This window comes from Halomonas pelophila (assembly GCF_040196315.1).
GTDB classification, from domain to species: domain Bacteria; phylum Pseudomonadota; class Gammaproteobacteria; order Pseudomonadales; family Halomonadaceae; genus Halomonas; species Halomonas pelophila.
Map to the genome: position 1 here is coordinate 18,153 of NZ_JBEGCI010000012.1, position 23,544 is coordinate 41,696.

The 23,544-nt window shown below is 68.8% G+C and carries 20 protein-coding genes and 1 tRNA gene; 9 read left to right on the forward strand and 12 right to left on the reverse strand.

Annotated elements, in window-relative coordinates:
* Nucleotides 1-163: 163 nt before the first annotated feature.
* From ispH to rplU, 11 genes are all read right to left on the reverse strand, one after another.
* Entirely contained in the window at nt 164-1,132 is a 969-nt protein-coding gene (ispH, locus tag ABE957_RS13510) for a 4-hydroxy-3-methylbut-2-enyl diphosphate reductase (protein WP_349759205.1), read from the reverse strand.
* Between the two features lie 99 nt (nt 1,133-1,231).
* The gene (gene fkpB / locus ABE957_RS13515) at nt 1,232-1,693 is read right to left on the reverse strand and encodes an FKBP-type peptidyl-prolyl cis-trans isomerase (RefSeq protein ID WP_349759206.1); all 462 of its coding nucleotides are present in this window, start codon (nt 1,691-1,693) and stop codon (nt 1,232-1,234) included.
* Between the two features lie 102 nt (nt 1,694-1,795).
* Nucleotides 1,796-2,347 carry a signal peptidase II gene (lspA, locus tag ABE957_RS13520; RefSeq protein ID WP_349759207.1) on the reverse strand — a complete coding sequence of 184 codons (552 nt, stop codon included), beginning with the start codon at nt 2,345-2,347 and terminating at the stop codon, nt 1,796-1,798.
* A gap of 21 nt (nt 2,348-2,368) precedes the next feature.
* Complete coding sequence (ileS, locus tag ABE957_RS13525) at nt 2,369-5,230, reverse strand: isoleucine--tRNA ligase (RefSeq protein ID WP_349759208.1); 2,862 nt, start codon at nt 5,228-5,230, stop codon at nt 2,369-2,371.
* Nucleotides 5,231-5,240: 10 nt separating this feature from the next.
* On the reverse strand, nt 5,241-6,356 hold the full coding sequence (ribF, locus tag ABE957_RS13530; protein ID WP_349759209.1) for a bifunctional riboflavin kinase/FAD synthetase: 1,116 nt from the start codon (nt 6,354-6,356) through the stop codon (nt 5,241-5,243).
* 148 nt (nt 6,357-6,504) lie between these two features.
* Nucleotides 6,505-8,130: a murein biosynthesis integral membrane protein MurJ gene (murJ, locus tag ABE957_RS13535; protein WP_432765421.1), complete on the reverse strand. Its 1,626-nt coding sequence runs from the start codon at nt 8,128-8,130 to the stop codon at nt 6,505-6,507.
* Nucleotides 8,131-8,221: 91 nt separating this feature from the next.
* A complete protein-coding gene (gene rpsT / locus ABE957_RS13540; RefSeq protein WP_349759210.1) occupies nt 8,222-8,488 on the reverse strand; it encodes a 30S ribosomal protein S20 in 267 nt (88 codons plus the stop codon).
* 280 nt (nt 8,489-8,768) lie between these two features.
* Nucleotides 8,769-9,908: a glutamate 5-kinase gene (gene proB, locus ABE957_RS13545; protein ID WP_349759211.1), complete on the reverse strand. Its 1,140-nt coding sequence runs from the start codon at nt 9,906-9,908 to the stop codon at nt 8,769-8,771.
* Nucleotides 9,909-9,955: 47 nt separating this feature from the next.
* Nucleotides 9,956-11,143, reverse strand: coding sequence for an Obg family GTPase CgtA (cgtA, locus tag ABE957_RS13550; RefSeq protein WP_349759212.1), 1,188 nt, complete (start codon nt 11,141-11,143; stop codon nt 9,956-9,958).
* 85 nt (nt 11,144-11,228) lie between these two features.
* Nucleotides 11,229-11,486, reverse strand: coding sequence for a 50S ribosomal protein L27 (rpmA, locus tag ABE957_RS13555; protein WP_089714316.1), 258 nt, complete (start codon nt 11,484-11,486; stop codon nt 11,229-11,231).
* Between the two features lie 34 nt (nt 11,487-11,520).
* Nucleotides 11,521-11,832 (reverse strand): 50S ribosomal protein L21, encoded by a 312-nt coding sequence (gene rplU, locus ABE957_RS13560; RefSeq protein ID WP_349759213.1) that lies wholly within the window; start codon nt 11,830-11,832, stop codon nt 11,521-11,523.
* A gap of 292 nt (nt 11,833-12,124) precedes the next feature.
* Here rplU and ispB point away from each other — a divergent pair, with 292 nt between their 5' ends.
* Both ispB and ABE957_RS13570 read left to right on the forward strand, forming a co-directional pair.
* Nucleotides 12,125-13,129 (forward strand): octaprenyl diphosphate synthase, encoded by a 1,005-nt coding sequence (gene ispB / locus ABE957_RS13565; protein ID WP_349759214.1) that lies wholly within the window; start codon nt 12,125-12,127, stop codon nt 13,127-13,129.
* Nucleotides 13,130-13,222: 93 nt separating this feature from the next.
* Nucleotides 13,223-13,299: transfer RNA gene (locus ABE957_RS13570), tRNA-Pro, on the forward strand.
* Nucleotides 13,300-13,420: 121 nt separating this feature from the next.
* On the opposite strand, the gene ABE957_RS13575 is transcribed toward ABE957_RS13570, so the two are convergent.
* The gene (locus tag ABE957_RS13575; RefSeq protein ID WP_349759215.1) at nt 13,421-14,860 is read right to left on the reverse strand and encodes a sigma-54 interaction domain-containing protein; all 1,440 of its coding nucleotides are present in this window, start codon (nt 14,858-14,860) and stop codon (nt 13,421-13,423) included.
* Nucleotides 14,861-15,033: 173 nt separating this feature from the next.
* On the opposite strand from ABE957_RS13575, the gene speB reads away from it, so the two are divergent.
* The 7 genes from speB (at nt 15,034) to ABE957_RS13610 (ending at nt 23,510) form a co-directional block, all read left to right on the forward strand.
* Nucleotides 15,034-15,984 carry an agmatinase gene (speB, locus tag ABE957_RS13580; RefSeq protein WP_349759216.1) on the forward strand — a complete coding sequence of 317 codons (951 nt, stop codon included), beginning with the start codon at nt 15,034-15,036 and terminating at the stop codon, nt 15,982-15,984.
* A gap of 93 nt (nt 15,985-16,077) precedes the next feature.
* Nucleotides 16,078-17,463: a YjiH family protein gene (locus ABE957_RS13585; RefSeq protein ID WP_349759217.1), complete on the forward strand. Its 1,386-nt coding sequence runs from the start codon at nt 16,078-16,080 to the stop codon at nt 17,461-17,463.
* A 10-nt stretch (nt 17,464-17,473) separates the two neighbouring features.
* Entirely contained in the window at nt 17,474-19,111 is a 1,638-nt protein-coding gene (locus tag ABE957_RS13590; RefSeq protein ID WP_349759218.1) for a 5-guanidino-2-oxopentanoate decarboxylase, read from the forward strand.
* 53 nt (nt 19,112-19,164) lie between these two features.
* Nucleotides 19,165-20,499 carry a purine-cytosine permease family protein gene (locus ABE957_RS13595; protein ID WP_349759219.1) on the forward strand — a complete coding sequence of 445 codons (1,335 nt, stop codon included), beginning with the start codon at nt 19,165-19,167 and terminating at the stop codon, nt 20,497-20,499.
* A 5-nt stretch (nt 20,500-20,504) separates the two neighbouring features.
* Nucleotides 20,505-21,287, forward strand: a complete 783-nt coding sequence (locus ABE957_RS13600) for a carbon-nitrogen hydrolase family protein (protein ID WP_349759220.1) — start codon at nt 20,505-20,507, stop codon at nt 21,285-21,287.
* Nucleotides 21,284-22,027: an MBL fold metallo-hydrolase gene (locus tag ABE957_RS13605; protein ID WP_349759221.1), complete on the forward strand. Its 744-nt coding sequence runs from the start codon at nt 21,284-21,286 to the stop codon at nt 22,025-22,027. The genes ABE957_RS13600 and ABE957_RS13605 overlap by 4 nt, the downstream gene beginning before the upstream one ends.
* A gap of 31 nt (nt 22,028-22,058) precedes the next feature.
* The gene (locus ABE957_RS13610) at nt 22,059-23,510 is read left to right on the forward strand and encodes an aldehyde dehydrogenase family protein (protein WP_349759222.1); all 1,452 of its coding nucleotides are present in this window, start codon (nt 22,059-22,061) and stop codon (nt 23,508-23,510) included.
* Nucleotides 23,511-23,544 lie beyond the last annotated feature (34 nt).

Here is a 23,544-nt window from a genome sequence, read left to right on the forward strand (position 1 = left end):
GCGGCTTCCTCCACGTCTACCCAAACTGGCCTGGCGCTGAAGAGTCGCTGGCTACTGAGCATCACCATTGCAACGCGGCGGTCGCGCTGCAACGACTGAAACGAGAACGCCGCCATCATTCTTATGACGGCGGCGTTTCTGTCTCGGCGCGGGGAGGGATTCGCTACTCGCTGGCGATCACCCGCTCGCGCAGCTCCCGCGGCATGGAGAAGGTGATGGTCTCCTCGCGGCCGGCGAGCTCCTCGGGCGCGGTGGCCCCAAGCGCCTGCAGCCGCTCGATCACACCCTCGACCAGCACCTCCGGCGCGCTGGCGCCGGCGGTCACGCCGATGGCGCCGACACCCTCGAGCCAGGCCGGGTCGACCTGGTCGGCACTGTCGATCAGGTAGGCTGGGGTGCCGACCCGCTCGGAGAGCTCTCGCAGGCGGTTGGAGTTGGAGCTGTTGGGGCTGCCCACCACCAGCACCAGGTCACTACCGGCGGCCAGCTCACGCACCGCGTCCTGGCGGTTCTGGGTGGCGTAGCAGATGTCATCCTTGCGCGGCCCCTCGATCTCGGGGAACTTGGCGCGCAGGGCATCGATGACCCGGGCGGTGTCATCCATGGAGAGCGTGGTCTGGGTGACGAAGGCGATCCGGCCCGGGTCCTTGACCTCGAGCTTGGCGACGTCCGTCTCGTCCTCGACCAGGTAGATCTGCCCGCCATAAGAGGTGTCGTAGCGCCCCATGGTGCCTTCCACCTCGGGATGTCCCTCGTGGCCGATCAGGATGCACTCCTGGCCGCGACGGGCGTAGCGCAGCACCTCCATGTGCACCTTGGTGACCAGCGGGCAGGTGGCGTCGAACACCTTCAGACCACGCGCCTCGGCCTCCTGCTGCACGGCACGGGAGACGCCGTGGGCGGAGAAGATCACGATGACGTCGTCGGGCACCTCGTGGAGCTCCTCGACGAACACCGCGCCCCGCTCGCGCAGGCTGTCCACCACGAAGCGGTTGTGCACCACCTCGTGGCGCACGTAGATCGGCGGACCGAAGACGTCCAAGGCGCCGTTGACGATCTCGATGGCACGATCGACCCCGGCGCAGAAACCGCGCGGGTTGGCCAGCTTGATCTGGATGGGATTGCGTTGCATGTGGGCCTTGCCTTGATGCTCGAGCATCTGCCTGTGAAAAGCGGGAAAGCGCTGAATTCCGTCGCGAGCGAAACGCGCAGTAGGAGGTCCGTGTGTTCCCTAGTGGGTGGTGGCGGGCTTCACGTCGAGCACTTCCACCTCGAAGGTCAGGGTACGCCCCGCCAGCGGGTGATTGAAGTCCACCTCCACCTGCTCGCCCTCGATACTCTTGATCACGCCCGGCAGCTCGCCGCCGGCGGCATCGGCGAAGGACATCACCATGCCTACTTCCGGCTCGTCGCTCTCGAAGTCATCACGCTTGAGCAGCTGGATGTTCTGCGGGTTGTGCTGTCCGAAGGCGTGCTCCGGGGTGATCTCGAAGGTGCCGCTCTCTCCGCTGGAGAGCCCCTTGAGCGGGTGCTCGAAGCCGGGCGGCAGGTTGCCATCGCCCACCTGGAACGTCGCGGGCGCCTTGTCACGGGTGGAATCCACCACGGTGCCGTCTTCCAGGCTGAGGGTGAAGTGAAGGGTCACTTCCATGCCCTCGTCGATGCGAAGTCCCGGGGATTCCTGGTTACTCATGGCGTGTCTCTCTGGTGTTCGTGCACTGGGTACGGGCGCAGCGTGGTCGAAGCGGTCGTCTGCGTGTCGATGATCGGGATATCGGGGCGCCGGGCCGGCTTCTCAACCGCGCCGCCGCGCCCGGCGCCGCTCCGCGAAGAGCGATTCCCAGATTAGCCCGATGGCGCCGAGGGTGATGCCGATGTCCGCCACGTTGAAGGCCGGGTAGTACCAGCCGGCCACGTGGAAGGAGAGGAAATCCACCACGTAGCCATGCACCAGCCGGTCGTAGAGGTTGCCCAGGGCGCCGCCGATGATCAGCCCGAGCGAGACGCCGAGCAGCGTCTCGTCGGCCTTCAGGCGGCGCATCCACAGCGTCAGGCCGATGCTCGCCCCCACGGCGATGGCGGCGAACAGCCAGCGCTGCCAGCCGGGGTGGCCGGCGAGAAAGCTGAAGGCCGCGCCGGTGTTGTGCAGCAGCGTCAGGTTGAAGAACGGCAACACTTCCACCGGCCGAGCATACTCGAGCATCCCGCTGGCCAGGGTCTTGGTGCCGAGATCCAGCACGATCACCGCCACGGCCAGCCATAGCCAGCGCAGCGGCTGGTGCATGGGGGCCGTGTGATCCTGGCCCGTCTGCCGGTCGTTCATGCGCGCCTCGCCTTGCTGGGACATCGAACTTCTCCTGCGTGAGCCTTAGGCAAAGTAGCGCGTCTCGCCGGCACCGTCCGGCAGGTTGCTGATGCAGCGCCCGCAAAGGTCGGGGTGCTCGGCGTGAGCGCCCACGTCCTGGCGATGGTGCCAGCAGCGCTCGCACTTGGCGTTGGCGCTCTCGGCCACGGCCACCTTCAGCCCTTCGAGCTCGGTGGCCTCGGCCGCCTCGCTCGCCTCGCTCGCCTCGCGCTCTTCGCTATCGGACAAGGGTGCCAGGCGCACGTCGCTGGTCAGCATCACGAAGCGCAGCTCGTCGCCCAGCCGGGCCAGGGTCTGGCGCAGCTCATCGTCGACGTAGAGGGTGACCTCGGCGGCCAGGCTTCCCTTGATCGCCTTGGCGTTGCGGGCATCCTCCAGGCACTTGTTGACCGCCTGCTTGACCTCGAGCACCCGCTCCCAGAAGTCGCGACCCATGGCGGCGTCATCCGCCAGGGTGTCGAGGCCGGTGTAGTACTCCTCGAGCAGCACGCTATCGCCGCCCTTGCCGGGGATGTTCTCGAAGATCTCCTCGGCGGTGAAGGAGAGGATCGGCGCCACCCAGCGCACCAGCGCCTCGACCACGTGGTAGAGCGCGGTCTGGGCGCTGCGACGCGCCACGGAGTCGACCTGGGTGGTGTACTGGCGATCCTTGATCACGTCCAGGTAGAAGCCGCCGAGTTCCCGGGCGCAGAAGCCGTGCACCTGCTGGTAGACGTCGAGGAAGCGGTACTCCTCATAGGCGACCTCGATGCGCGCCTGCAGCTGAGCGGCGCGATCGACCACCCACTGGTCCAGGGCCAGCATCTCGTCGAAGGGCAGCACGTCGCGCTCGGGCTCGAAGCCATTGAGGTTGGCCAGCAGGAATCGCGAGGTGTTGCGGATGCGCCGGTAGACGTCGGCGGTGCGCTTCAAGATCTCGTCGGAGACCGCCATCTCGCCGGAGTAGTCGGTGGAGGCGACCCACAGGCGCAGGATGTCGGCGCCCAGCTTGTCCATCACCGCCTGGGGCGCCACCACGTTGCCGAGCGACTTGGACTGCTTGCGACCCTTCTCGTCCACGGTGAAGCCGTGGGTGAGCAGCTGCCGGTAGGGCGCGTGGCCGTCGATGGCGGCGCCGGTGAGCAGCGAGGAGTGGAACCAGCCGCGGTGCTGGTCGGAGCCCTCGAGGTAGAGATCGGCGATCGGCCCCTCGGCGTGGCCATGCGGGTGCGAGCCGCGCAGCACGTGGCGGTGGGTGGTGCCGGAGTCGAACCAGACGTCCAGGGTGTCGGTGACCTTGTCGTAGTCGGCGGCCTCCTCACCCAGTAGCTCGGCGGGATCGAGGCGGAACCAGGCGTCGATACCCTCGGCCTCGACGCGCTTGGCGGCCTCCTCCATCAGCTCGACGGTGCGCGGGTGCAGCTCGCCGGTGGCCTTGTGCAGGAAGAAGGGGATCGGCACGCCCCAGTTGCGCTGGCGCGAGATGCACCAGTCCGGACGGTTGGCGATCATGCTGTGCAGGCGCGCCTTGCCCCAGGCGGGGGTGAAGGCGGTGGACTCGATGCCGTCCAGCGCCCGCTCGCGCAGGGTGCGGCCGTCCTTGCCCTGGACGTCCATGCCCACGAACCACTGGGCGGTGGCCCGGTAGATCACCGGCGTCTTGTGGCGCCAGCAGTGCATGTAGCTGTGGGTGATGGTCTCGTGGGCCATCAGCGCGCCTACTTCGTCGAGCTTGGCGACGATCTGCAGGTTGGCCTTCCAGATCATCTGGCCACCGAAGAAGGGCAGGTCATCGACATAGACGCCGTTACCCTGCACCGGGCTCTCGATCTCGTCGAAGGACATGCCGTGGGCGCGGCAGGTGACGAAGTCGTCGACGCCGTAGGCCGGAGCCGAGTGGACGATGCCGGTGCTGCCCACCTCGGACTCCACGTAGTCGGCCAGGTACACCGGCGACAGGCGATCGTAGAAGGGGTGGCGAAAGTCGACGCCGTCCAGTCGCTCGCCGGTGGCCGTGGCGATGATATCGCCCTCGAGCCCGAAGCGATCCAGGCACGACGCGACCAGTTCCTCGGCCAGCACCAGCAGCCGCTCGCCGGTATCCACCAGGGCGTAGGTAAACTCGGGATGGACATTCAGCGCCTGGTTGGCCGGGATGGTCCAGGGGGTGGTGGTCCAGATCACGATGGCGGCTGCCTTGGGCAGCGCCTCGAGGCCGAAGGCGGCGGCCAGGCGGCCGGCGTCCTCGACCGGGAAGGCGACGTCGATGGCGTCGGACTTCTTGTCCTGATACTCCACCTCGGCCTCGGCCAGAGCCGAGCCGCAGTCGAAGCACCAGTTGACGGGCTTCAGGCCCTTGAAGACGTAGCCCGCCTCGACCATGTCGGCCAGCGCGCGGATCTCGCCCGCCTCGTTGACGAAGTCCATGGAGCGATAGGGGTTGTCCCAGTCGCCGATCACGCCCAGGCGGATGAAGCCCGCTCGCTGATCCTCGATCTGCTCGGCGGCGTACTCGCGGCACAGCGCGCGGGCCTGCTCGGGCTCGAGGTGCTTGCCGTGGGTGGTCTCGACCTTGTGCTCGATGGGCAGGCCGTGGCAGTCCCAGCCGGGCACGTAGGGGGCGTCGAAGCCGGCCAGGTTCTTCGACTTGACGATGATGTCCTTGAGGATCTTGTTGAGCGCATGCCCCAGGTGAATGCTGCCGTTGGCGTAGGGAGGGCCGTCGTGGAGCACGAAGAGTTCCCTGCCCTGGCGCTCCTCGCGCAGGCGATGGTAGAGATCCATCTCCTTCCACTGTGCCACCCGTGCAGGCTCGCGCTTGGGCAGCATGCCGCGCATGGGGAAGTCGGTTTCTGGCAGGTTCAGAGTGTGCTTGTAGTCGCTCATATCCTGGGGGTCAGCCGTCGTCGTGGTCGGCGGGCTCACCCGCCGAGGAATCGGAAGTCACGGCCTCGCGCGCCAGCGGCGCCGATGCCAGAGGAAGAGAATCATTGTGCGTGTCGCCCGCCGCGTCGTTCGAGGCCGCGTCGGCCGCGGCATGAGCACCGGCAGCGGGGTGCTGTAGATCGTAGGCACCGGCAGCGGGGTGCTGTCGAAAGTAGTCCCGGGCCCGGGCCAGATCACTGCGGATCTGCGCCTTCAGCGCCTCGAAGTGCGCGAACTTCACCTCGCCGCGCAGCTTGGCGCAGGGCAACACCGTCAGGCGCTCGCCGTAGAGGTCGCCATCGAAGTCGAACAGGTGCACCTCGAGCACCGGCCGCTCGCTGCCCACCGTGGGACGCCAGCCGATGTTGGCCACGCCATTCAGCCGGCGACCGTCGGGCAGCTCGGTCACCACCGCATAGACGCCCTGCAGGGCCAGCGAGTGAGTCGGCTGGGGCAGGTTGGCGGTGGGCACGCCGATGGTACGGCCGAGCTGGCGGTCCGGCACCACCCGGCCGCCCAGCCGATAGGGACGGCCCAGTAGGCGCGCGGCGGCGGCGAAGTTGCCGCTGGCCAGCAGGGTGCGCACCCGGGTGCTGGAGACGCGCTCGTCGGCGATGGTGAAGGTGCGGGTGTGCTCGACGCCGAAGCCCCTCTCCAGCCCCACCTCGGTCAGCAGGTGGAAGTCGCCGCGCCGATCGCAGCCGAAGCGGAAGTCGTCCCCCACCACCAGGTGGCGCACGCCCAGCCCGTCGATCATCACCCGGTCGATGAACTCGCCGGCGGTGAGGCTGCGCAGGGCGTCGTTGAAGGGCAGGCAGAGGATGCGATCGACCCCGCACTCGCCGAGCAGCGCCACCTTGTCGCGCAGCCGGGTCAGCCTGGGCGGCGCCTGGGCGCCGGCGAAGAACTCCCGCGGCTGGGGCTCGAAGACCACCACGGTCACCGGCAGACCGAGCCGGGCGGCCTGCTCGCGGCACTGCTCGAGGATCGCCTGATGCCCGCGGTGCACGCCATCGAAGTTGCCGATGGTGGCCACGCAGCCGCGATCCTCGTCGCGCAGGTTGTGCAGACCTCGAATCACTCGCATGGGCGTCATCACGCTGGGAAATAAAGTGTTCGATTATAACGGACCGAGGGCCCCTTGACAGCCGGCGCGGCTTGGTCTTTCCCCACTGTCTATGTTTGGCGCCGTGCTGGCACGGCGATTGACGGCGTTCCCGGCACGGCCCGAACCGTTACCCCCGCATCCGGAAGTGGCGAAGACGCAGGCCGAAGGCCGCCAGCCAGGCGAAGTAGACTACCGCGCCGGCCGCCACCAGCCCCGCCATCCAGGCAGCGCGGGTCCAGACGCTCCAGCCGAGCCAGGCCTGCCAGTCCGGTGCGAGCCAGGCAAGCCCGCCCCCCATCACCGCGCAGCCGCCGAGCAGCTGCACGGCGTAGCGCCCCCAGCCCGGCTGGAAGACCAGCACGCCCTGCTTCTTGAGCAGCCAGCCGAGCAGCCCGGCGTTGAGGAAGGCCGACAGCGCCGTGGCGAGCGCCAGGCCGGCGTGGGCCAGCGGCCAGATCAGGATCAGGTTGAAGACCATGTTGGCGACCATGGCGATGATGCCGACCTTGACCGGTGTCTTGGTGTCCTGGCGGGCGAAGAAGCCCGGCGCCAGCACCTTGATCAGCATGAACGCCACCAGCCCGACGGCATAGGCGCGCAGGCTCATGGCGGCCATGGTGATGTCGCGCTCGGTCATGGCGCCGTAGTGGAACAGCGAGATCAACAGCGGCTCGGCCAGCACGGACAGCGCCACGGCGGCGGGCAGGCCGAGCAGCAGCACGGTGCGCAGCGCCCAGTCGAGCATCGCCGCGAAGTGCTCGCCGGACTGCTCGGCGTGGCGGCGGGAGAGCGCCGGCAGGATCACCGTGCCGATGGCGATGCCGAACACCCCCAGCGGCAGCTCCACCAGGCGATCCGAGTAGTAGAGCCAGGAGACGCTGCCCGCGGCCAAGAGCGAGGCCAGCACGGTGTCGAGCAGCAGGTTGATCTGCGACACCGAGACGCCGAACAGCGCCGGCGCCATCAGCCTGAGGATGCGTCGCACTCCGCTGTGAGCGAAGTCGGGCCAGGGCCGCGGCAGCAGCCCCAGCCGCGCCAGAAACGGCACCTGGAAGGCCAGCTGGGCGCCACCGGCGATCAGCACGCCCCAGGCCAGCGCCATGGCCGGCTCGGCGAACAGCGGCGTCAGCAGCAGCGCGGCCCCGATCAGCGACAGGTTGAGCAGCACCGGCGTGAAGGCCGGCACGGCGAAGCGGTTCCAGGTATTGAGCGTACTGCCGGCGAAGGCCGTCAACGAGATCAGCAGCAGGTAGGGAAAGGTCAGGCGCAGCATGTCGGCGGTCAGCGCCAGCTTCTCCGGGTCGCGGCCGAAGCCCGGCGCGAAGGCCCACACCAGCCACGGCGCGGCCAGCATCGCGAGCGCCGTGATCAGCGCCAGCACCGCCGTGAGGCTGCCGGCCACCGCATCGAGCAGCTCCTTCACCTCGCGCTTGCTGCCGCGGGTGGCGTACTCCGAGAGCACCGGCACGAAGGCCTGGTTGAAGGCGCCCTCGGCGAACAGCCGGCGCAGGAAGTTGGGGATCTTGAAGGCGACGAAGAAGGCATCGGCACCGTCGCCGGCCCCGAAGAGGGTCGCGATCACCACGTCGCGCACCAGTCCCATGACCCGCGAGAGCATGGTCATCACGCTGACCACCAGGCCGGAGCGCATCAGGCCGCCCGCCTTGGGCGCCACGGCACGATCGTCGTCGGCGACCACCGGTGTAGCGTCGGACTTGTCGTCCCGGGACTCGGGGGGCTGTTCGTGATCCATCACCGTCTGCTCCTCGTGCGGTGCGCTCGGCAAGAATAGCGGACACAAAAAAACCGGCCGCAGCCGGTTTTTCTGCTGGCGCTCGGCTGGCTTACGCCGCGAGTGCCTTGATGCGCTTGTTCAGGCGGCTCTTCATGCGCGCGGCCTTGCGCTTGGACATCACGTCCTTGTCGGCGATGCGGTCGATGACCGGCTGCGCCGCCTTGAAGGCGCCCATCGCCTCGGCGTGGTCACCGCTCTGGATGGCCTTGATGACGCGCTTGACGTAGGTACGAACCATGCTGCGCTGGCTCGCCTTCAGTACACGACGACCTTCTGCCTGACGGGCACGCTTGCGGGCTTGCTTGCTGTTAGCCACTGACTGTCTCCTTGGAGAAAGTTGTTGCCACCGACTGCGGGTGGCATTTGATAACGTTTTGATCCAACAGGGAAATAAAAAATCCCCGCCGGCCTGGCCATCTTTCCCGACGGCGCGCTGGAGCGCCATCGTCTACGGGCCGTGTCTGAGAGGATGGCGTATCCTATCATGCGCCCCCAGGGCTTGCCAGCCCTGAACGCCGGAGCCCGGACGCCGCCAGCCCGCACCGCGCGCGGCCCGGGCGGAGCGCCTGATCAACTGACGGCACCCTGGAGCGGCCCTAGAGCACCACCAGGTTATCGCGGTGAATCAGCTCCGGCGCTTCCATGTAGCCGAGGATGGCCTCGATCTGGTGGCTCGGTTTGCCGACCAGCAGGTGGGCCTCGTCGGCGCCGTAGTTGACCAGCCCCTTGGCCACGCGATGACCGCCTTCGTCGACGCAGAGCACCATGTCGCCACGGCGGAACTCGCCGCTGACGCCGGTCACGCCCACCGCCAGCAGGCTGGAGCCGCTGCCCTGGAGCACCTTCACCGCCCCGGCGTCCAGGACCAGGCTGCCGCGCACCTGCAGCTGCCCCGCCAGCCAGCGCTTGCGCGCCGCCATCGGCGCCTGCTCCGGCAGCAGCAGGGTGCCCAGCCGCTCGCCCTCGGCCAGCCGCGTGAGCACCGCCGGCTGGCGCCCGCTGGCGATCGCCGTGACCGCCCCGGAGCGGGCCGCCAGCCGCGCGGCTCGCACCTTGGTGGTCATGCCGCCGCGCCCCAGCGCCCCGCCGCCGCCGGCCACCGCGGCCAGGCTCGGATCGTCGGCGCGCCCCTCGGCGATCAGCGTCGCCTCGGGGTTGCTGCGCGGGTCGGCATCGAACAGCCCCTCCTGGTCGGTGAGGATTACCAGGGCATCCGCCTCGAGCAGGTTGGCGACCAGGGCGCCGAGGGTGTCGTTGTCACCGAAGCGGATCTCGTCGGTGACCACGGTGTCGTTCTCGTTGACCACCGGCACCACCCGCAGGCCGACCAGGGTCCGCAGCGCCGAGCGCGCATTGAGATAGCGCTTGCGGTTGGAGAGATCGTCGTGGGTGAGCAACACCTGGGCGGTCAGCAGGTCGTGGCGGGCGAAGTGGCCTTCATAGCACTCGGTGAGGCCGTTCTGCCCCACCGCCGCCGCAGCCTGAAGCTCGTGCACCGCCGAGGGCCGCACCTGCCAGCCCAGGCGCACCATGCCGGCCGCCACAGCGCCGGAGGAGACCAGCACCACCTCGATGCCGCGACGATGCAGCTCGGCGATCTGGTCGACCCAGCCGCCGATGGCCGCTTCATCGAGGCCGCGACCGTCGTTGGTCAGCAGCGCGCTGCCGATCTTCACCACCACCCGGCGGGCGCGCTTGAGCGCCTCGCGACCGATCACCTGCTCGTTGTGTTCCATCCGACCCTCGGTTCACCGTCGACAGGCACTCGGCCTGCATGCTGCCCTCAGGGAGCGTACTCGATCTCGACGTCGTGATCGTCGTCGTCATCGAAGTCGTCGTCATCATCAACGTGCGGGCGCTTGCGACCCAGGCGGGCCTCGGTGCGCGCCACGGCCTCTTCCTCCATGCGCGAGCGCATCTCGCGGACCCGCTCGGCGGCCTCCTCGTCCTCGTGCTCCAGCCGGCGCTGCTCGGTGAGCCAGCGGTAGGCGGCCTGCACCAGGGCATCGGTGCCGTCGCTTGAGATCGCCGAGACGCGAAACACCGGGCCCTGCCAGCCGAGCCGGCGCACGATCTCATCGACCGTCGCCTCGCGCTCATCAACCGGCAGCAGGTCGAGCTTGTTGAGCACCAGCCAGCGCGGCAGCTCGGCCAGCGCCGGCGAGAACTCGCCCAACTCGTGGATGATCGCCTCGGCGGCCTGCACCGGATCGGACTCGTCGAAGGGCGCGACGTCCACCACGTGGAACAGGAGCCGGGTGCGGGTCAGGTGCTTGAGGAAGCGCAGCCCGAGGCCGGCGCCGTCGGAGGCCCCCTCGATCAGGCCGGGCACGTCGGCCATCACGAAGTGCTCATGCAGGCCGAGCTTCACCACGCCGAGGTTGGGCACCAGGGTGGTGAAGGGATAGTTGGCGACCTTGGGCTTGGCCGCCGACACCGAGCGGATCAGCGTCGACTTGCCGGCATTGGGCAGGCCCAACAGGCCCACGTCGGCCATCACCTTCATCTCCAGGCGCAGGTTGCGCCGCTCCCCCTCGGTGCCCGGCGTGGTGCGCCGCGGCGCGCGATTGGTGGAGGACTTGAAGTGGATATTGCCGAGCCCGCGGCGCCCCGCCTGGGCCACCATCACCACCTGACCGATCTCGGTGACGTCGGCGATCACCTCGAGGGTGTCCTCGTCGATCACCGTGGTGCCCACCGGCACCTTGACGTGCAGGTCCTCGCCGGCGCGCCCGCTCATCTGCCGACCCATGCCGGGCTGACCGTTCTGCGCCTTGTAGAAGCGCTGGTACTTGAAGTCGATGAGGGTATTGAGGGCGTCGTCACCGATCAGGTAGACGCTGCCGCCGTGGCCGCCGTCACCCCCGTCGGGGCCACCCTTGGGCACGTACTTCTCGCGGCGGAAGCTCAGGCAGCCATTGCCGCCATTGCCGGCTTCCACGATGATCGAGGCTTCGTCGACGAACTGCATCTGTCACTCTCCAGGCGGCCTGTGCCGCCATGATACAAGAAGGCCCCGCCTGGGCGGGGCCTTCTTGCTGCAAGTGCCGGTCGTCTCAGGCAGAGACGATGCTGACGAACTTGCGGTTCTTCGGGCCCTTGGTCTCGAACTTGACCACGCCTTCGTCCAGGGCGAACAGGGTATGGTCCTTGCCGATACCGACGCCGGTGCCGGCGTGGAACTTGGTGCCGCGCTGACGCACGATGATGTTGCCCGGGTTGACGACCTGGCCGCCGAAGAGCTTCACGCCAAGGCGTTTGGATTCGGAATCGCGACCGTTACGTGTGGAGCCCGCTGCCTTCTTATGAGCCATTGCAAATACCTCGCTCGTTCAGGGGGTCAGCCGCTTACGCGGAGATCCCGGTGATCTTGACTTCAGTGAACCACTGACGGTGGCCCTGACGCTTCATGCTGTGCTTACGGCGACGGAACTTGATGATGGTCACCTTGTCGCCACGGCCGTGAGACACGATCTCGGCCGCCACCTTGGCGCCCTCGACCAGCGGGGCGCCGATCTTGACGTCCTCATCGTTACCCACCAGCAGGACCTCATCGAACTCGATGGTGTCGCCGGTCGGCACTTCCAGCTTCTCGAGCTTGAGAGTCTGGCCTTCCTGAACGCGGTACTGCTTGCCACCGCTCTTGATCACTGCGTACATGCTTTTCTCTCCAGGACTCATCGGGTGTTGGCTCTTCATCGGCCTGCTGCGAGTGGCGCCGCTCTTGGCAGCCATCTGACAGGGAGCGTGATGAGTGGGGTCGCGGATTATAACCGCGCGCGAGACCGCACACAACCCGCACCGCGCGCGCCTCCACGCTCCGCCGCGACCCGCTCAAGCCCCGCCGCCGCCGCGCCTTGACGCCCCCATGGGGGGCCCATAGCATGACCGGCAACCCAAGGCCACCAGGGCTATCTCGCCCCGGCCCCACCTACTCGTCGATACCGCCTCCATGCCAGCCAACGCCCCGCCCCCGTCGCCCAGCGCCACCGCCAACTCGTCGCTTCATGCGGTGGTCGCCGACGACTTCGCCGCCGTGAACCGGACCATCCTGGACCAGCTCGCCTCGCGCGTCCCGCTGGTGGAGACCATCGGCCAGTACATCATCGAGAGCGGCGGCAAGCGGCTGCGCCCGCTGCTGGTACTGCTGGCGGCGCGCTCGCTTGGCTTCGAGGGCGACCGGCACGTGACGCTCGCCACTCTGGTCGAGTTCATGCACACCTCGACCCTGCTGCACGACGACGTGGTCGACGAGTCGCACATGCGGCGCGGCAAGGCCACGGCCAATGACTCCTGGGGCAACGCGCCCTCGGTACTGGTGGGTGACTTCCTCTACTCGCGCTCGTTCCAGATGATGGTCGAGGTCGGCTCCATGCGCATCATGGAGGTGCTCTCCCAGGCCACCTGCACCATCGCCGAGGGCGAGGTGCAGCAGCTGACCAACGTCGGCAACCCCGATACCGACGAGGCCGACTACTTCGAGACCATCCAGGGCAAGACCGCCATGCTCTTCGAGGCGGCCTCCCACAGCGGCGCCATCCTCGCCGACGCCACCCCGGAGCAGGAGGCCGCCCTGCAGCATTACGGCCGCTACCTGGGCCTCGCCTTCCAGCTGATCGACGACCTGCTCGACTACCAGGGCGACGCCGAGGCCATGGGAAAGAACGTCGGCGACGATCTGGCCGAGGGCAAGCCGACCCTGCCGCTGATCCAGGCCATGGCGACCGGCACGCCGGAGCAGCGCACGCTCATCCGGCGGGCGATTCGCCAGGGCGGCCTCGATCACCTGGAGGAAGTACTGGCGATCGTGCGCGACACCGGTGCGCTGGAGTACACCCGGGCCCGCGCCGAGGAGATGGCCGACAAGGCACTGGCGCAGCTCGACGCCCTGCCCGAGAGCCTCTACCGCGACAGCATGGCCCACCTCGCCCGCCTGGCGGTGGATCGCCAGAGCTGAACGGCGGCCACGACGGAAAGCCGCGCGAAGGGCTTGCACCCCGGCGCGGTTTGCGTATAATGCCGATCCGTCGCCAAGAGATACGGCGAACATCGGAGTATAGCTCAGCTTGGTAGAGCGCTGCCTTCGGGAGGCAGAGGTCGTAGGTTCGAATCCTGCTACTCCGACCAAGAACATCAGTAAAAACGGCCACTTAGCTCCTCGGAGCGGTGGCCGTTTTTCGTTGTGCGGCGAGCTCGGTCAGACGCGGGCCGCCATCACGGCAGGGCTTTCTTCACGACAGGGCCCTCTTCACGACGGAACCTCCGCGCCGATCCGCAGCCCGTGCCGACGAAGCTTGCGCACCACGCTGGGCTGGCTGATGCCCAGGCGTTCGGCGATGGCGTAAGTCGAGGTGCACTCGCCGCACTGCTCAGCCAGGATCGCGCGCTCGGTGCGTGCCAGGGCCGCCTTGAGCGACTCGCCGTCATGCACGCCCTCGCCGATGGGGGCGTCGCGCCTCGCGTCACCTCCGGCCGGTCCGGTCCACGCGCCACTCGAGACGCCCGAGTAGCCGCCAGGGGCGTCGACCCGGATGACATCGTCCGCCGCCGATAGCCAGGCCCGCTCGAGCCAGTTCTCCAGCTCGCGCACGTTTCCGGGCCAGTCCCGCCCCATCAGCTGCTGCCAGACGTCCCGCGCCATGATCTTGTCGCGGCCATAGCGGCCATTGAGGCGCTTGAGCTGACGCTCGACCAGCCCCGGGATATCCTCGCGGCGTTCGCGCAGCGGCGGCAGCGTCACCGGGATGACATTGACGCGATAGTAGAGGTCCAGGCGGAACTCCCCGGCCTCCACGCGACGCGCCAGGTCCTGGTTGGTCGCCACCACCAGGCGGAAGTCGACGCGCCGCTGGCGCGTATCGCCGAGCCGCGTGACGCTGCTGTCCTGGATGACCTTGAGCAGTTTGGCCTGCACCGCCAGGGGCAGCTCGCCGATCTCGTCGAGAAACAGCGTGCCGCCCTCGGCCTGCTCGATCAGCCCCGCCTTGCCGCCCGGCGCGGCACCGCTGAAGGCGCCGTGCCGATAGCCGAACATTTCGGACTCGAACAGGCTCTCCGGGATCGCCCCACAATTGACCTCGATGAAGGGCCCCTTCTGGCGAGGTCCCCAGCGATGCAGCTGGCGGGCGAAGGCGGTCTTGCCGACGCCGGACTCGCCGAGCATCAGCACGGCGGCATCGGTCGGCGCCACCCGCTTGAGCAGCAGCGCCACCTCGCGCATCACCTCGCTGCGCACCTCCAGGTCGTCCAGCTCGGCCTCGAAGCCGGGCTCGTCGGCGATGCCACTGCGCCGGAGATGATCGCTGAAGCGCCGCTGCAGCAGGGCATACTCCTCCTGGAGCAGCTGCAGGTCGGTCAGGTCCATGGAGCGGCTGACCACGGCGGCCAGCCGGCCATCCCGAAACACCGGATGGGCCTGGGCGATGACCCGCCGTCCGGTGCCCGTCACCTGCATCAGCTGCGCCGGCTTGCCGGTGCGGATGACCTCCAGGCTCACCGAGGGCCTGAGCACGCCCTGGGCCTCGAGGGCCTGGACGGTGGTTCGACACAAGTCCTCCCGGGACATGCCGTAGACCGCCGCCGCCGCCGGACTGACATCCCGCACGCGCCCGTCGGCGTCGACCACGAAGAAGTGATCGTGGGCGGTGTCGATGATGGTGCGCAGGATATCGCTGTCGATCTCGCCCATGCGACTCTCTCGATACAGAAATGGATCATTGATGCAGGAGTGTATCATCGCGACCGCACCGGCGATCCACTTCTGCATCAACGGCTCGGCAACGCACACAATATCAACGCGTTAGAAATTGGCACGTTTCCTGCTTAGAAATACCGGACACCCCATGCGAGACGGAGCCTTTCGTGAGCGACTTCAACCAACCCCTGGGCGGCAACGAGATGCCGCGTTTCGGCGGCCCCGCCACCATGATGCGCCTGCCCACCCAGGCGAGTGCCGCCGGCCTGGATGCCGCCTTCATCGGCGTGCCCATGGACATCGGCACCTCGAATCGCCCCGGCACCCGCCTCGGGCCGCGCCAGATCCGCGATGAGTCGCGCATGCTGCGCCCCTACAACATGGCGACCCGCGCCGCGCCCTTCGACAGCCTGCAGGTCGCCGATATCGGCGACGTGCCGATCAACACCTTCAACCTGCCCAAGAACCTCGACATCATCAGCGAGTTCTACGACAGGGTGCTCGCCGAGGACTGCGTGCCGCTGACGCTCGGCGGCGATCACACCCTGACCTGGCCGATCCTGCGCGCCATCGCCAAGAAGCACGGCCCGGTCGGGCTGATCCATATCGATGCCCACGCCGACGTCAACGAGCAGATGTTCGGCGAGGAGGTCGCCCACGGCTGTCCCTTCCGCCGCGCCCAGGAAGAGGGACTGCTCGACGCCAACCGCGTGGTGCAGATTGGCCTGCGCGGCACCGGCTACGCCGCCGACGACTTCGACTGGTGCCGCGACCAGGGCTTCCGGGTGGTCACCGCCGAGCAGTGCTGGTACACCTCGCTGGCCCCGCTGATGGCCGAGGTGCGCGAGCAGATGGGCGACGCCCCGGTCTACATCTCCTTCGACATCGATGGCCTCGATCCGTCCGTGGCGCCCGGCACCGGCACCGTCGAGATGGGTGGACTCACCGGCCAGCAGGGCCTGGAGATCGTCCGCGGCGCCTGGGGGCTCAACGTGGTCGGCGGCGACCTGGTGGAGGTCGCGCCGCCCTACGACCCCAGCGGCAACACCGCGCTGATGGGCGCCACCCTGCTCTACGAGATGCTCTGCGTGCTGCCCGGCGTGCGGCGCCGCGACTGACAGACCCGCGCCGCGGGCAGCGTCGCCAGCGCCAGCGCCCGGTCACGGGCGCTTACCATCGACCACGACTACAACACCAATAGTGAGTACCCCATGTCCTCCCATCTGCGATCCGCCGATAACATCAACACCGAGGGGGCGCCGCTCAGCACCCACGGCCTGATCAAGTTCCTCGTGCCGTCCATCCTGGGCGTCCTGCTGTTCCTGGTGCCCTTCTCGACCGGCGACACCATCAACATCGGCATGGGCCTGATGGCCGACGGCCTCAAGGCCCTGCTCGGCGAGGCGCTGCCCGCCATCGCCACCCTGGTGCTCTGCCTGTCGGTGCTGCTGACCGCCATCGTCAAGCTGGCCAGGCCGACGTGGGCCCGCGCGGGCATGCTGCATGAGCTCTTCGACGTGGCCCCCCTGTGGGTGATCATGCGCGCCCTCGGCGCGCTGTTCGCGCTGATGACCTATTTCCAGGTCGGCCCGGCATTCATCACCGCCTCCTTCACCGGCGGCGTGATGCTCAACGACCTGGCGCCGGTGCTGCTGACCTTCTTCTTCTTCGCCGCCATCCTGCTGCCCTTCCTGGTCGACTTCGGCTTCATGGAGTTCATCGGCAGCCTGGTGCGCACGCCGTTCCGGATCATCTTCGGGCTGCCGGGGCGCAGCGCCATCGACGCCACGGCCTCCTGGATGGGCTCCGGCACGGTCGGCGTGCTGATCACCACCCAGCAGTACGAGCAGGGCTTCTACAACCGCCGCGAGGCCTCGGCGATCGCCACCAACTTCTCGATCGTCTCCATCGCCTTCGCGCTGCTGGTCACCAGCTTCATCGGCATCAACCACCTGTTCGTGCCCTTCTACCTCACCGTGGTCGTCGCCGGCCTCGTCGCCGCCGTCATCGTGCCGCGGCTGCCGCCGCTGTCGCGCAAGCCGAACACCTACTACGAGCCGGTCGGCTGCCAGATCCAGGAGGAGAACACCGGCAACCAGAACCTGCTGCGCTACAGCCTGGGCGTCGCCGTGGCCCGCGCCGAGAAGGCGCCGGGGCCGGCCAGGCTGGCCAGACTGGCGCTGTATAACGTCGCCGACATCTTCTTCGGCCTGCTGCCGCTGGTGATCGCCATCGGCACCGTGGCCCTGGTGCTGGCCGAGTTCACGCCGCTGTTCACCTGGCTCTCCTATCCGATGGTGCCGGTGCTCGAGTGGATGCAGATTCCCGAGGCCGCGGCGGCGGCGCCGGCGACCCTGGTCGGCTTCGCCGACATGTTCCTGCCGGCGGTACTGGCCAGCGACATCGAGAGCGAGCTGACGCGTTTCGTGATCGCCTGCCTGTCGCTGACTCAGCTGATCTACATGTCCGAGATCGGCGCCCTGCTGATGAAATCCAAGATCCCGCTCAAGCTCTGGGAACTGGTGGCAATCTTCCTGCTGCGCACCGCCATCACCCTGCCGATCATCGTGCTCATGGCCCACTGGCTGGTGGGCTGAGGAAAGCTCGATGCCGCTTTATGGAGAGACACCGATGACCTGCGCCGAGCTGCTGATCCGCCTGCTGCGCGACACCTACGCCACCGACACCGTGTTCGGCATTCCCGGGGTGCACACCATCGAGCTGTATCGCGGCCTGGCGGGCGGCGAGGCGAGCGGCATTCGCCACGTCACGCCGCGCCACGAACAGGGCGCCGGCTTCATGGCCGACGGCTATGCCCGGGCCACCGGCAAGCCCGGGGTGTGCTTCATCATCACCGGGCCCGGCATGACCAACATCGCCACCGCCATGGGCCAGGCGCTCGCCGACTCGATCCCGATGCTGGTGATCTCCAGCGTCAGCCGCCGCGACACCCTGGGGCGCGGCCAGGGCCGGCTGCACGAGCTGCCGAGCCAGCAGCAGCTGATCGCCGGGGTCACCCGCTTCAGCCATACGCTGCTCGACCCGGGCGCCCTGCCGGAGACCCTGGCCCGAGCCTTCGCGGTGTTCGAGGGGGCCCGCCCGGGGCCGGTGCATATCGAGATCCCCATCGACCTGTTCGCTGCTCCGGTACGCGCGCCAAGGCACTGGCATCGCGCGGCCCTAGCCAAGGCCGCGCCCGACCCCGCGGCGCTGCACCGGGCCGGCGACTGGCTCGTCGGCGCCGAGCGTCCGCTGGTGCTGCTGGGTGGCGGCTGCGTCGCGGCGCCCGAGGCCGCCCGCGCCCTGGTCGAGGCGCTGGACGCGCCCACCGTCACCACCATCAACGCCAAGGGCCTGCTCGGCCGCGACCACCCTCTGGACCTGGGCGCCAACGCCTCGCTGCCCGCGGTGCGGGCGCTGGCCCGGGAGGCCGACGTGGTGCTGGCCATCGGCACCGAGCTCGGCGAGACCGACTACGATGTGGTGTTCGACGATGGCTTCCATCTCGACGGCCGGCTGATCCGAGTGGACGTCGACCCCCAGCAGCTGGCCCGCAACCAGGCCGCCGACCTGGCCCTGGTGGCGGACGCCGGCCAGGCCCTCGAGGCCCTGGCGGCGCACTTCGCCGGAGAGCGCCTGGCGCGTGGCGGCGCGGTGTGCACCCGCGCCACCCTCGAGGCCCTGGACCTGGCGCGAGACCCGGCCTTCGCCGCCTACGTGCCGCTGTTCGCGACCCTGCGCGAGGCCCTGCCCGAGGCGATCCTGGTCGGCGACTCCTGCGCCACCACCTACGCCGCCAACCACCTGGTCGCCCAGCCGGCCCCGCGGCGCTTCTTCAACGCCTCCACCGGCTACGGCACCCTCGGCTACGGCCTGCCGGCGGCGCTGGGCGCCAGCCTCGCCCGGCCCGACCTGCCGGTGGTCGCGCTGGTCGGCGACGGCGGCATCATGTTCACCCTCAGCGAACTGGCCTGCGCGGTGGCAGAGCAGCTGCCGGTGGTGATCCTGCTCTGGCACAACCGGGGCTATGAGGAGATCCGCCGCTTCATGGACGACGCCGGCGTCACCCGCCTGGGCGTCGACCTGACGGCGCCGGACTTCCTGACCGTGGCCCGGGGCTTCGGCTGCCTGGCCACCCGCATCGGCGCGCCCGCCGAGCTGGCGCATGCCCTGGCCACTCGCCCCACCGATGGCCCCCTGCTGATCGAGATCGACGCGGACGCCTGGCAGGCCAGGCTGCGCTGAGGCCTGCGACGATCCGCTCCACCAACAACAATCAACAACACAAGGATATGACCATGGCTTTCCTCGACCGACTGCTCGGCCAGGACACCCTCGACGACCACCAGCACAAGAGCCTCGGTGCCTTCGGCACGGTCGCCCTGTGGCTCGGCGCCAACGTGGTGGTGACCACCATCCTCACGGGCATGTTGCTGGTGCCCGACCTGCCCTTCGCGACCGCCATGGGCACTGTGCTGATCGGCTCGCTGATCGGCGCCATCCCGCTGCTGCTGGTCGGACTGATGGGACAGCGCACCGGCCTGCCCTCGATGGCGATGACCCGACGCGCCTACGGGCCGCTGGGCAGCCGGTTGATCTCGCTGGTCAACATGGGCGTGCTGATCGCCTGGAGCTGGATCCAGGCCCTGCTCGCCGGCATGAGCCTTAACTACGCCATCCAGGCGACCACCGGCTACTCCAACCTGCCCCTGATGACCATCCTCTGCGAGAGCGTGGTGGTGCTGATCGTGCTGCGCGGCCACCTGGGCATCGAGCGGGTCGAGCGCTGGGCGGCGATGGCCATGGTCGGCCTGGCCGCCGTGGTGCTCTACCAGCTGAACCTCCACTACGATGTCTCGGCGCTGCTGGACATGCCGGTCGAGGCGCGCAACGGCATCACCCTGGGCATCGCCTTCGACATCGTGATTGCCACCGCCTTCTCGTGGATCTCCTCCTCGGCGGATTACAACCGCAACTGCAAGAGCGGCGCCATCGCCGTCTGGGGCACCTACCTCGGCTATGTGCTGGCGGCGATGATTGCCATGGGCCTCGGCGCCGCCGTCTCCGGGCTCTCGGTCCTGAACGGCATGGAGCAAACCTACGATCCGACCCGGCTGCTGTCCGGCTTCGGTTTCGGCCTGCCGGCGGCCCTGGTCATCTTCTTCTCGGTGATGACCACCAACGTCATGGCCGTCTACAGCGCCACCCTCTCCTGCATGAACGTGTCGCCCGGCATGTCGTTCTGGAAGCCGGCCCTGGTGATCGGTATCGTCACCGTCTTCGGTGCCCTGATCCCCGGCATCCTCGACCAGTTCCAGAACTTCCTGCTGCTGATCGGCGCGCTGTTCATCCCGGCCTTCTCGGTGATGATCGCCGACTACTACCTGGTGGGCCGTGAGGGCTATGGCCCGGAGCTGCTCGAGGCGCGCCATCAGCTGGGCCGCCCCACCGCGCCGGTGGCCATCGGCGCCTACCTGATCGGCGCCGGCCTCGCCGCCTACTGGTCGCTGGTCGCCCCCTTGGCCTTCGGCGCCTCGCTGCCGGTCTTTTTGATCACCGGCGGCCTCTACTGGCTGGGCGCCGTGCTGATGACCCGACCGCGTGCGACCGCCTCGCAGGCGACAGGAGAGTAACGCCGATGAGACTGATGCTGGCCCAGACCGCCCCCCAATGGGGCGACGTGCCCGCCAACCTGGTCACCCTCGAGGCCCTGTGCCGGCAGGCCTCGGCCGCCGGTGCCGACCTGCTGGCCCTGCCCGAGCTCGCCCTGAGCGGCTACAACATCTTCGCGCGGCTGGAAGAGTTCGCCGAGCCGGTGGGCGGCCCGATCGCTCGGCGGCTTGGTGAGCTGGCCGCCGACTACGGGCTCTTCCTGCTCGTCGGCCTGGCCCAGCGCCAGGCCGACGGACGAATGACCAACGCCGCCCTACTGATCGACGATCACGGCGAGCGTCTTGCCACCTACCACAAGCGCCAGCTGTGGGACCGTGAGCATGCCGTCTTCGCCGCCGGCGACGCTTGCTGCGTGGAGGACACCCGCCTCGGCCGACTGGGGCTGATGATCTGCTACGACAACGAGTTCCCCGAGATGGCACGGGCCCTCGCCCGGGGCGGCGCCGAGGTCATCCTCTCGCCCACCGCCAACATGGTGCCCAACGCCGAGCGTCAGGTCCTGCAGATCCGCGCCCGCGCCCTGGACAACCAGTGCTTCGTCGCCTGCATCAACCGCGCCGGGACCGAGGCCGAGCTCCACTACTGCGGCAACAGCCTGGTCGCCGGCCCGGATGGCGAGGTCCTGGGCCAGCTGGGGGCCGGCGCGGGCAGCCTGGTGGTCGACCTCGACCGCGGCCGCCTCGGCGAGAGCCGAGCCAATCAGGATTACCTGAAGGACCTGCGACCCACGCCGGAGATCACGCCATGAGCCGCTTTTCCCTGCCGCGAGGCGAGGCCACGAGCTGGTATCGCACCACCTCCCTGGCGGACCAGATCACGCTCATCGATGAGCCCGCCATCAAGCCGTTCTACCGCTGCAACATCTGGCATGTCCGCGGTCGCGATCGCGATCTGGTGGTGGACTTCGGCCTCGGCGCCGTGCCGCTGCGCCAACAGGTCGCCCGGCTCGCCGAACGGGACATCGTCGCCGTGGCGAGCCATACCCACTTCGACCACATCGGCGCCGCCCACGAGTTCGGCTGCTGCCATGTGCATGCCGCCGAGGCCGATATCCTGGCCGCCCCGGACCATCGTCGCACCCTGGCCGAGTCCTTCCTGAACGACGACATGTTCGATGCCCTGCCGCCGGCGCCCTACGCCCACGCGGGCTACCGCATTCCCGCGCCGGCGACGATCGCCCGGCTCGAGGACGGCGATACGCTCGACCTCGGCGACCGACGCTTCGAGGTGATTCACACCCCGGGACACTCGCCGGGCGGCATCGCCCTCTGGGAAGCCGCGACGGCCACCCTGATCTCGGGCGATGTCATCTACGACGGCGAACTGATCGAGGACGCCTACCACAGCGACCTGGACGACTATGCGGCCAGCCTTCGCCGCCTGCGAGCCCTGCCGGTACGCACCGTTCACGGTGGCCACTTCCCGAGCTTCTCGGGCCGCCGCCTCGCCACCCTGATCGACGACTGGCTGCGTGCCCACGGACGCTAGCCCCTTCGCCCACCCCTTTCTGGAGCCTCGCGTGCAACGACTGATCAAGCAGTTCATCGACAACTACTGGGTCGAGAGCCAGGGCGCGCGGCGCCTGACGGTCACCGACCCCTATCGCCAGGTGCCGATCGCCGAGCTCACCGCCGGCGACCCGGCCGACGTCGACGCCGCGGTGACCGCCGCCTGTCGCGCCCAGCCCGCCTGGCAGGCGTTGGGCGGCGAGCGTCGCGGCGCCTACCTGGACGCCTTCGCCGAGACCCTGAGCGAGCGCCGCGAGGCGCTGATGCGGCTCTCGGCGAGCAACAACGGCAAGGCGCTGGCCGAGACCGCGATCGACCTGGACGATGCCATCGCCTGCTACCGCTACTACGCCGGCCAGGCCCGGGCGCTCGAGGCGCGCCAGGGACGCCTCGTCGAGCACGGCATGGCCGGCGTCGAGGCGCGCACCTACGAGGATCCCGCCGGGGTCGTCGGCCTGATCACCCCCTGGAACTTTCCACTGGTGACCAGCGCCTGGAAGATCGCCCCGGCGCTCGCCGCCGGCTGCAGCGTCGTCTTCAAGCCCTCCGAGGTGACGCCGCTGCCCGAGCAGGCGGTGGCGGAGATCGCCCTGGAGATCGGCCTGCCCGCCGGCGTGCTCAACCTGGTGCATGGCGACGGCGAAGGCATCGGCGCGCCCCTCACCGCTCATCCCGGCATCGACAAGCTCTCCTTCACCGGCAGCAACGCCGTGGGCGAGCAGGTCATGCGCGCCGCCGCCGAGGGCGCCCGCGGCGTGTCGCTGGAGCTTGGCGGCAAGTCGCCGATCCTGGTGCTCGACGACGCCGAGGTGGAGGCGGCCGCCGACTGGGTGATGGCCGGCATCTACTTCAATTCCGGGCAGATCTGCTCCGCCACCTCGCGGCTGATCGTCGATGCCTCCCTGGCCGAGCCGCTCTACGCGGCGCTGGCCACGCGCATCGACGCCATCTGCCTGGGCGACCCGCTGGACGAGGCCACCGACATGGGCCCCATGACCAGCGCCCGCCAGCGCCAGGCCGTGGAGCGGTATCTGGCCATCGCCGCCGAGGAGGGACTCAGCGCCGTGCGCGACGCCCGCCATCGCGATCTGCCGCGCCAGGGCGAGTTCGTCGCCCCGACGCTCTATCGCGACGTGCCCGTCGACAGCCGCCTGTGGCGCGAGGAGATCTTCGGCCCGGTGCTCTGCGCGCGCAGCGTCGCGAGCGAGGCCGAGGCCATCGCGCTGGCCAACGACTCGGCCTTCGGCCTCGCCGCCACGGTGATCTCGGGCGATGCCGAGCGCGCCAGGCGGGTGGGGCGCGCCCTGCGCGCCGGCAGCATCTGGTTCAACAGCGAGCAGCTGGTGATGCCGGAAGTCAGCTGGGGCGGCTTCGGGATCAGCGGCATCGGCCGCGAGCTGGGTCCCTGGGGGCTCTCCGCCTACCTCGAGGTCAAGCACCTGATCGGCCCCTCCGCGACCTGAACCGACCCCGGGCAAGTGGGCCGCCAGCATACCG

Bases quoted from the DNA above. Each gene is read 5' to 3' on its own strand.
- ispH (WP_349759205.1), bottom strand. From the start codon at position 1,132: ATGCAACGCAATCCCATCCAGATCAAGCTGGCCAACCCGCGCGGTTTC.
- fkpB (WP_349759206.1), bottom strand. From the start codon at position 1,693: ATGAGTAACCAGGAATCCCCGGGACTTCGCATCGACGAGGGCATGGAA.
- lspA (WP_349759207.1), bottom strand. From the start codon at position 2,347: ATGTCCCAGCAAGGCGAGGCGCGCATGAACGACCGGCAGACGGGCCAG.
- ileS (WP_349759208.1), bottom strand. From the start codon at position 5,230: ATGAGCGACTACAAGCACACTCTGAACCTGCCAGAAACCGACTTCCCC.
- ribF (WP_349759209.1), bottom strand. From the start codon at position 6,356: ATGCGAGTGATTCGAGGTCTGCACAACCTGCGCGACGAGGATCGCGGC.
- murJ (WP_432765421.1), bottom strand. From the start codon at position 8,130: ATGGATCACGAACAGCCCCCCGAGTCCCGGGACGACAAGTCCGACGCT.
- proB (WP_349759211.1), bottom strand. From the start codon at position 9,908: ATGGAACACAACGAGCAGGTGATCGGTCGCGAGGCGCTCAAGCGCGCC.
- cgtA (WP_349759212.1), bottom strand. From the start codon at position 11,143: ATGCAGTTCGTCGACGAAGCCTCGATCATCGTGGAAGCCGGCAATGGC.
- rpmA (WP_089714316.1), bottom strand. From the start codon at position 11,486: ATGGCTCATAAGAAGGCAGCGGGCTCCACACGTAACGGTCGCGATTCC.
- rplU (WP_349759213.1), bottom strand. From the start codon at position 11,832: ATGTACGCAGTGATCAAGAGCGGTGGCAAGCAGTACCGCGTTCAGGAA.
- ispB (WP_349759214.1), top strand. From the start codon at position 12,125: ATGCCAGCCAACGCCCCGCCCCCGTCGCCCAGCGCCACCGCCAACTCG.
- ABE957_RS13575 (WP_349759215.1), bottom strand. From the start codon at position 14,860: ATGGGCGAGATCGACAGCGATATCCTGCGCACCATCATCGACACCGCC.
- ABE957_RS13585 (WP_349759217.1), top strand. From the start codon at position 16,078: ATGTCCTCCCATCTGCGATCCGCCGATAACATCAACACCGAGGGGGCG.
- ABE957_RS13590 (WP_349759218.1), top strand. From the start codon at position 17,474: ATGCCGCTTTATGGAGAGACACCGATGACCTGCGCCGAGCTGCTGATC.
- ABE957_RS13595 (WP_349759219.1), top strand. From the start codon at position 19,165: ATGGCTTTCCTCGACCGACTGCTCGGCCAGGACACCCTCGACGACCAC.
- ABE957_RS13600 (WP_349759220.1), top strand. From the start codon at position 20,505: ATGAGACTGATGCTGGCCCAGACCGCCCCCCAATGGGGCGACGTGCCC.
- ABE957_RS13605 (WP_349759221.1), top strand. From the start codon at position 21,284: ATGAGCCGCTTTTCCCTGCCGCGAGGCGAGGCCACGAGCTGGTATCGC.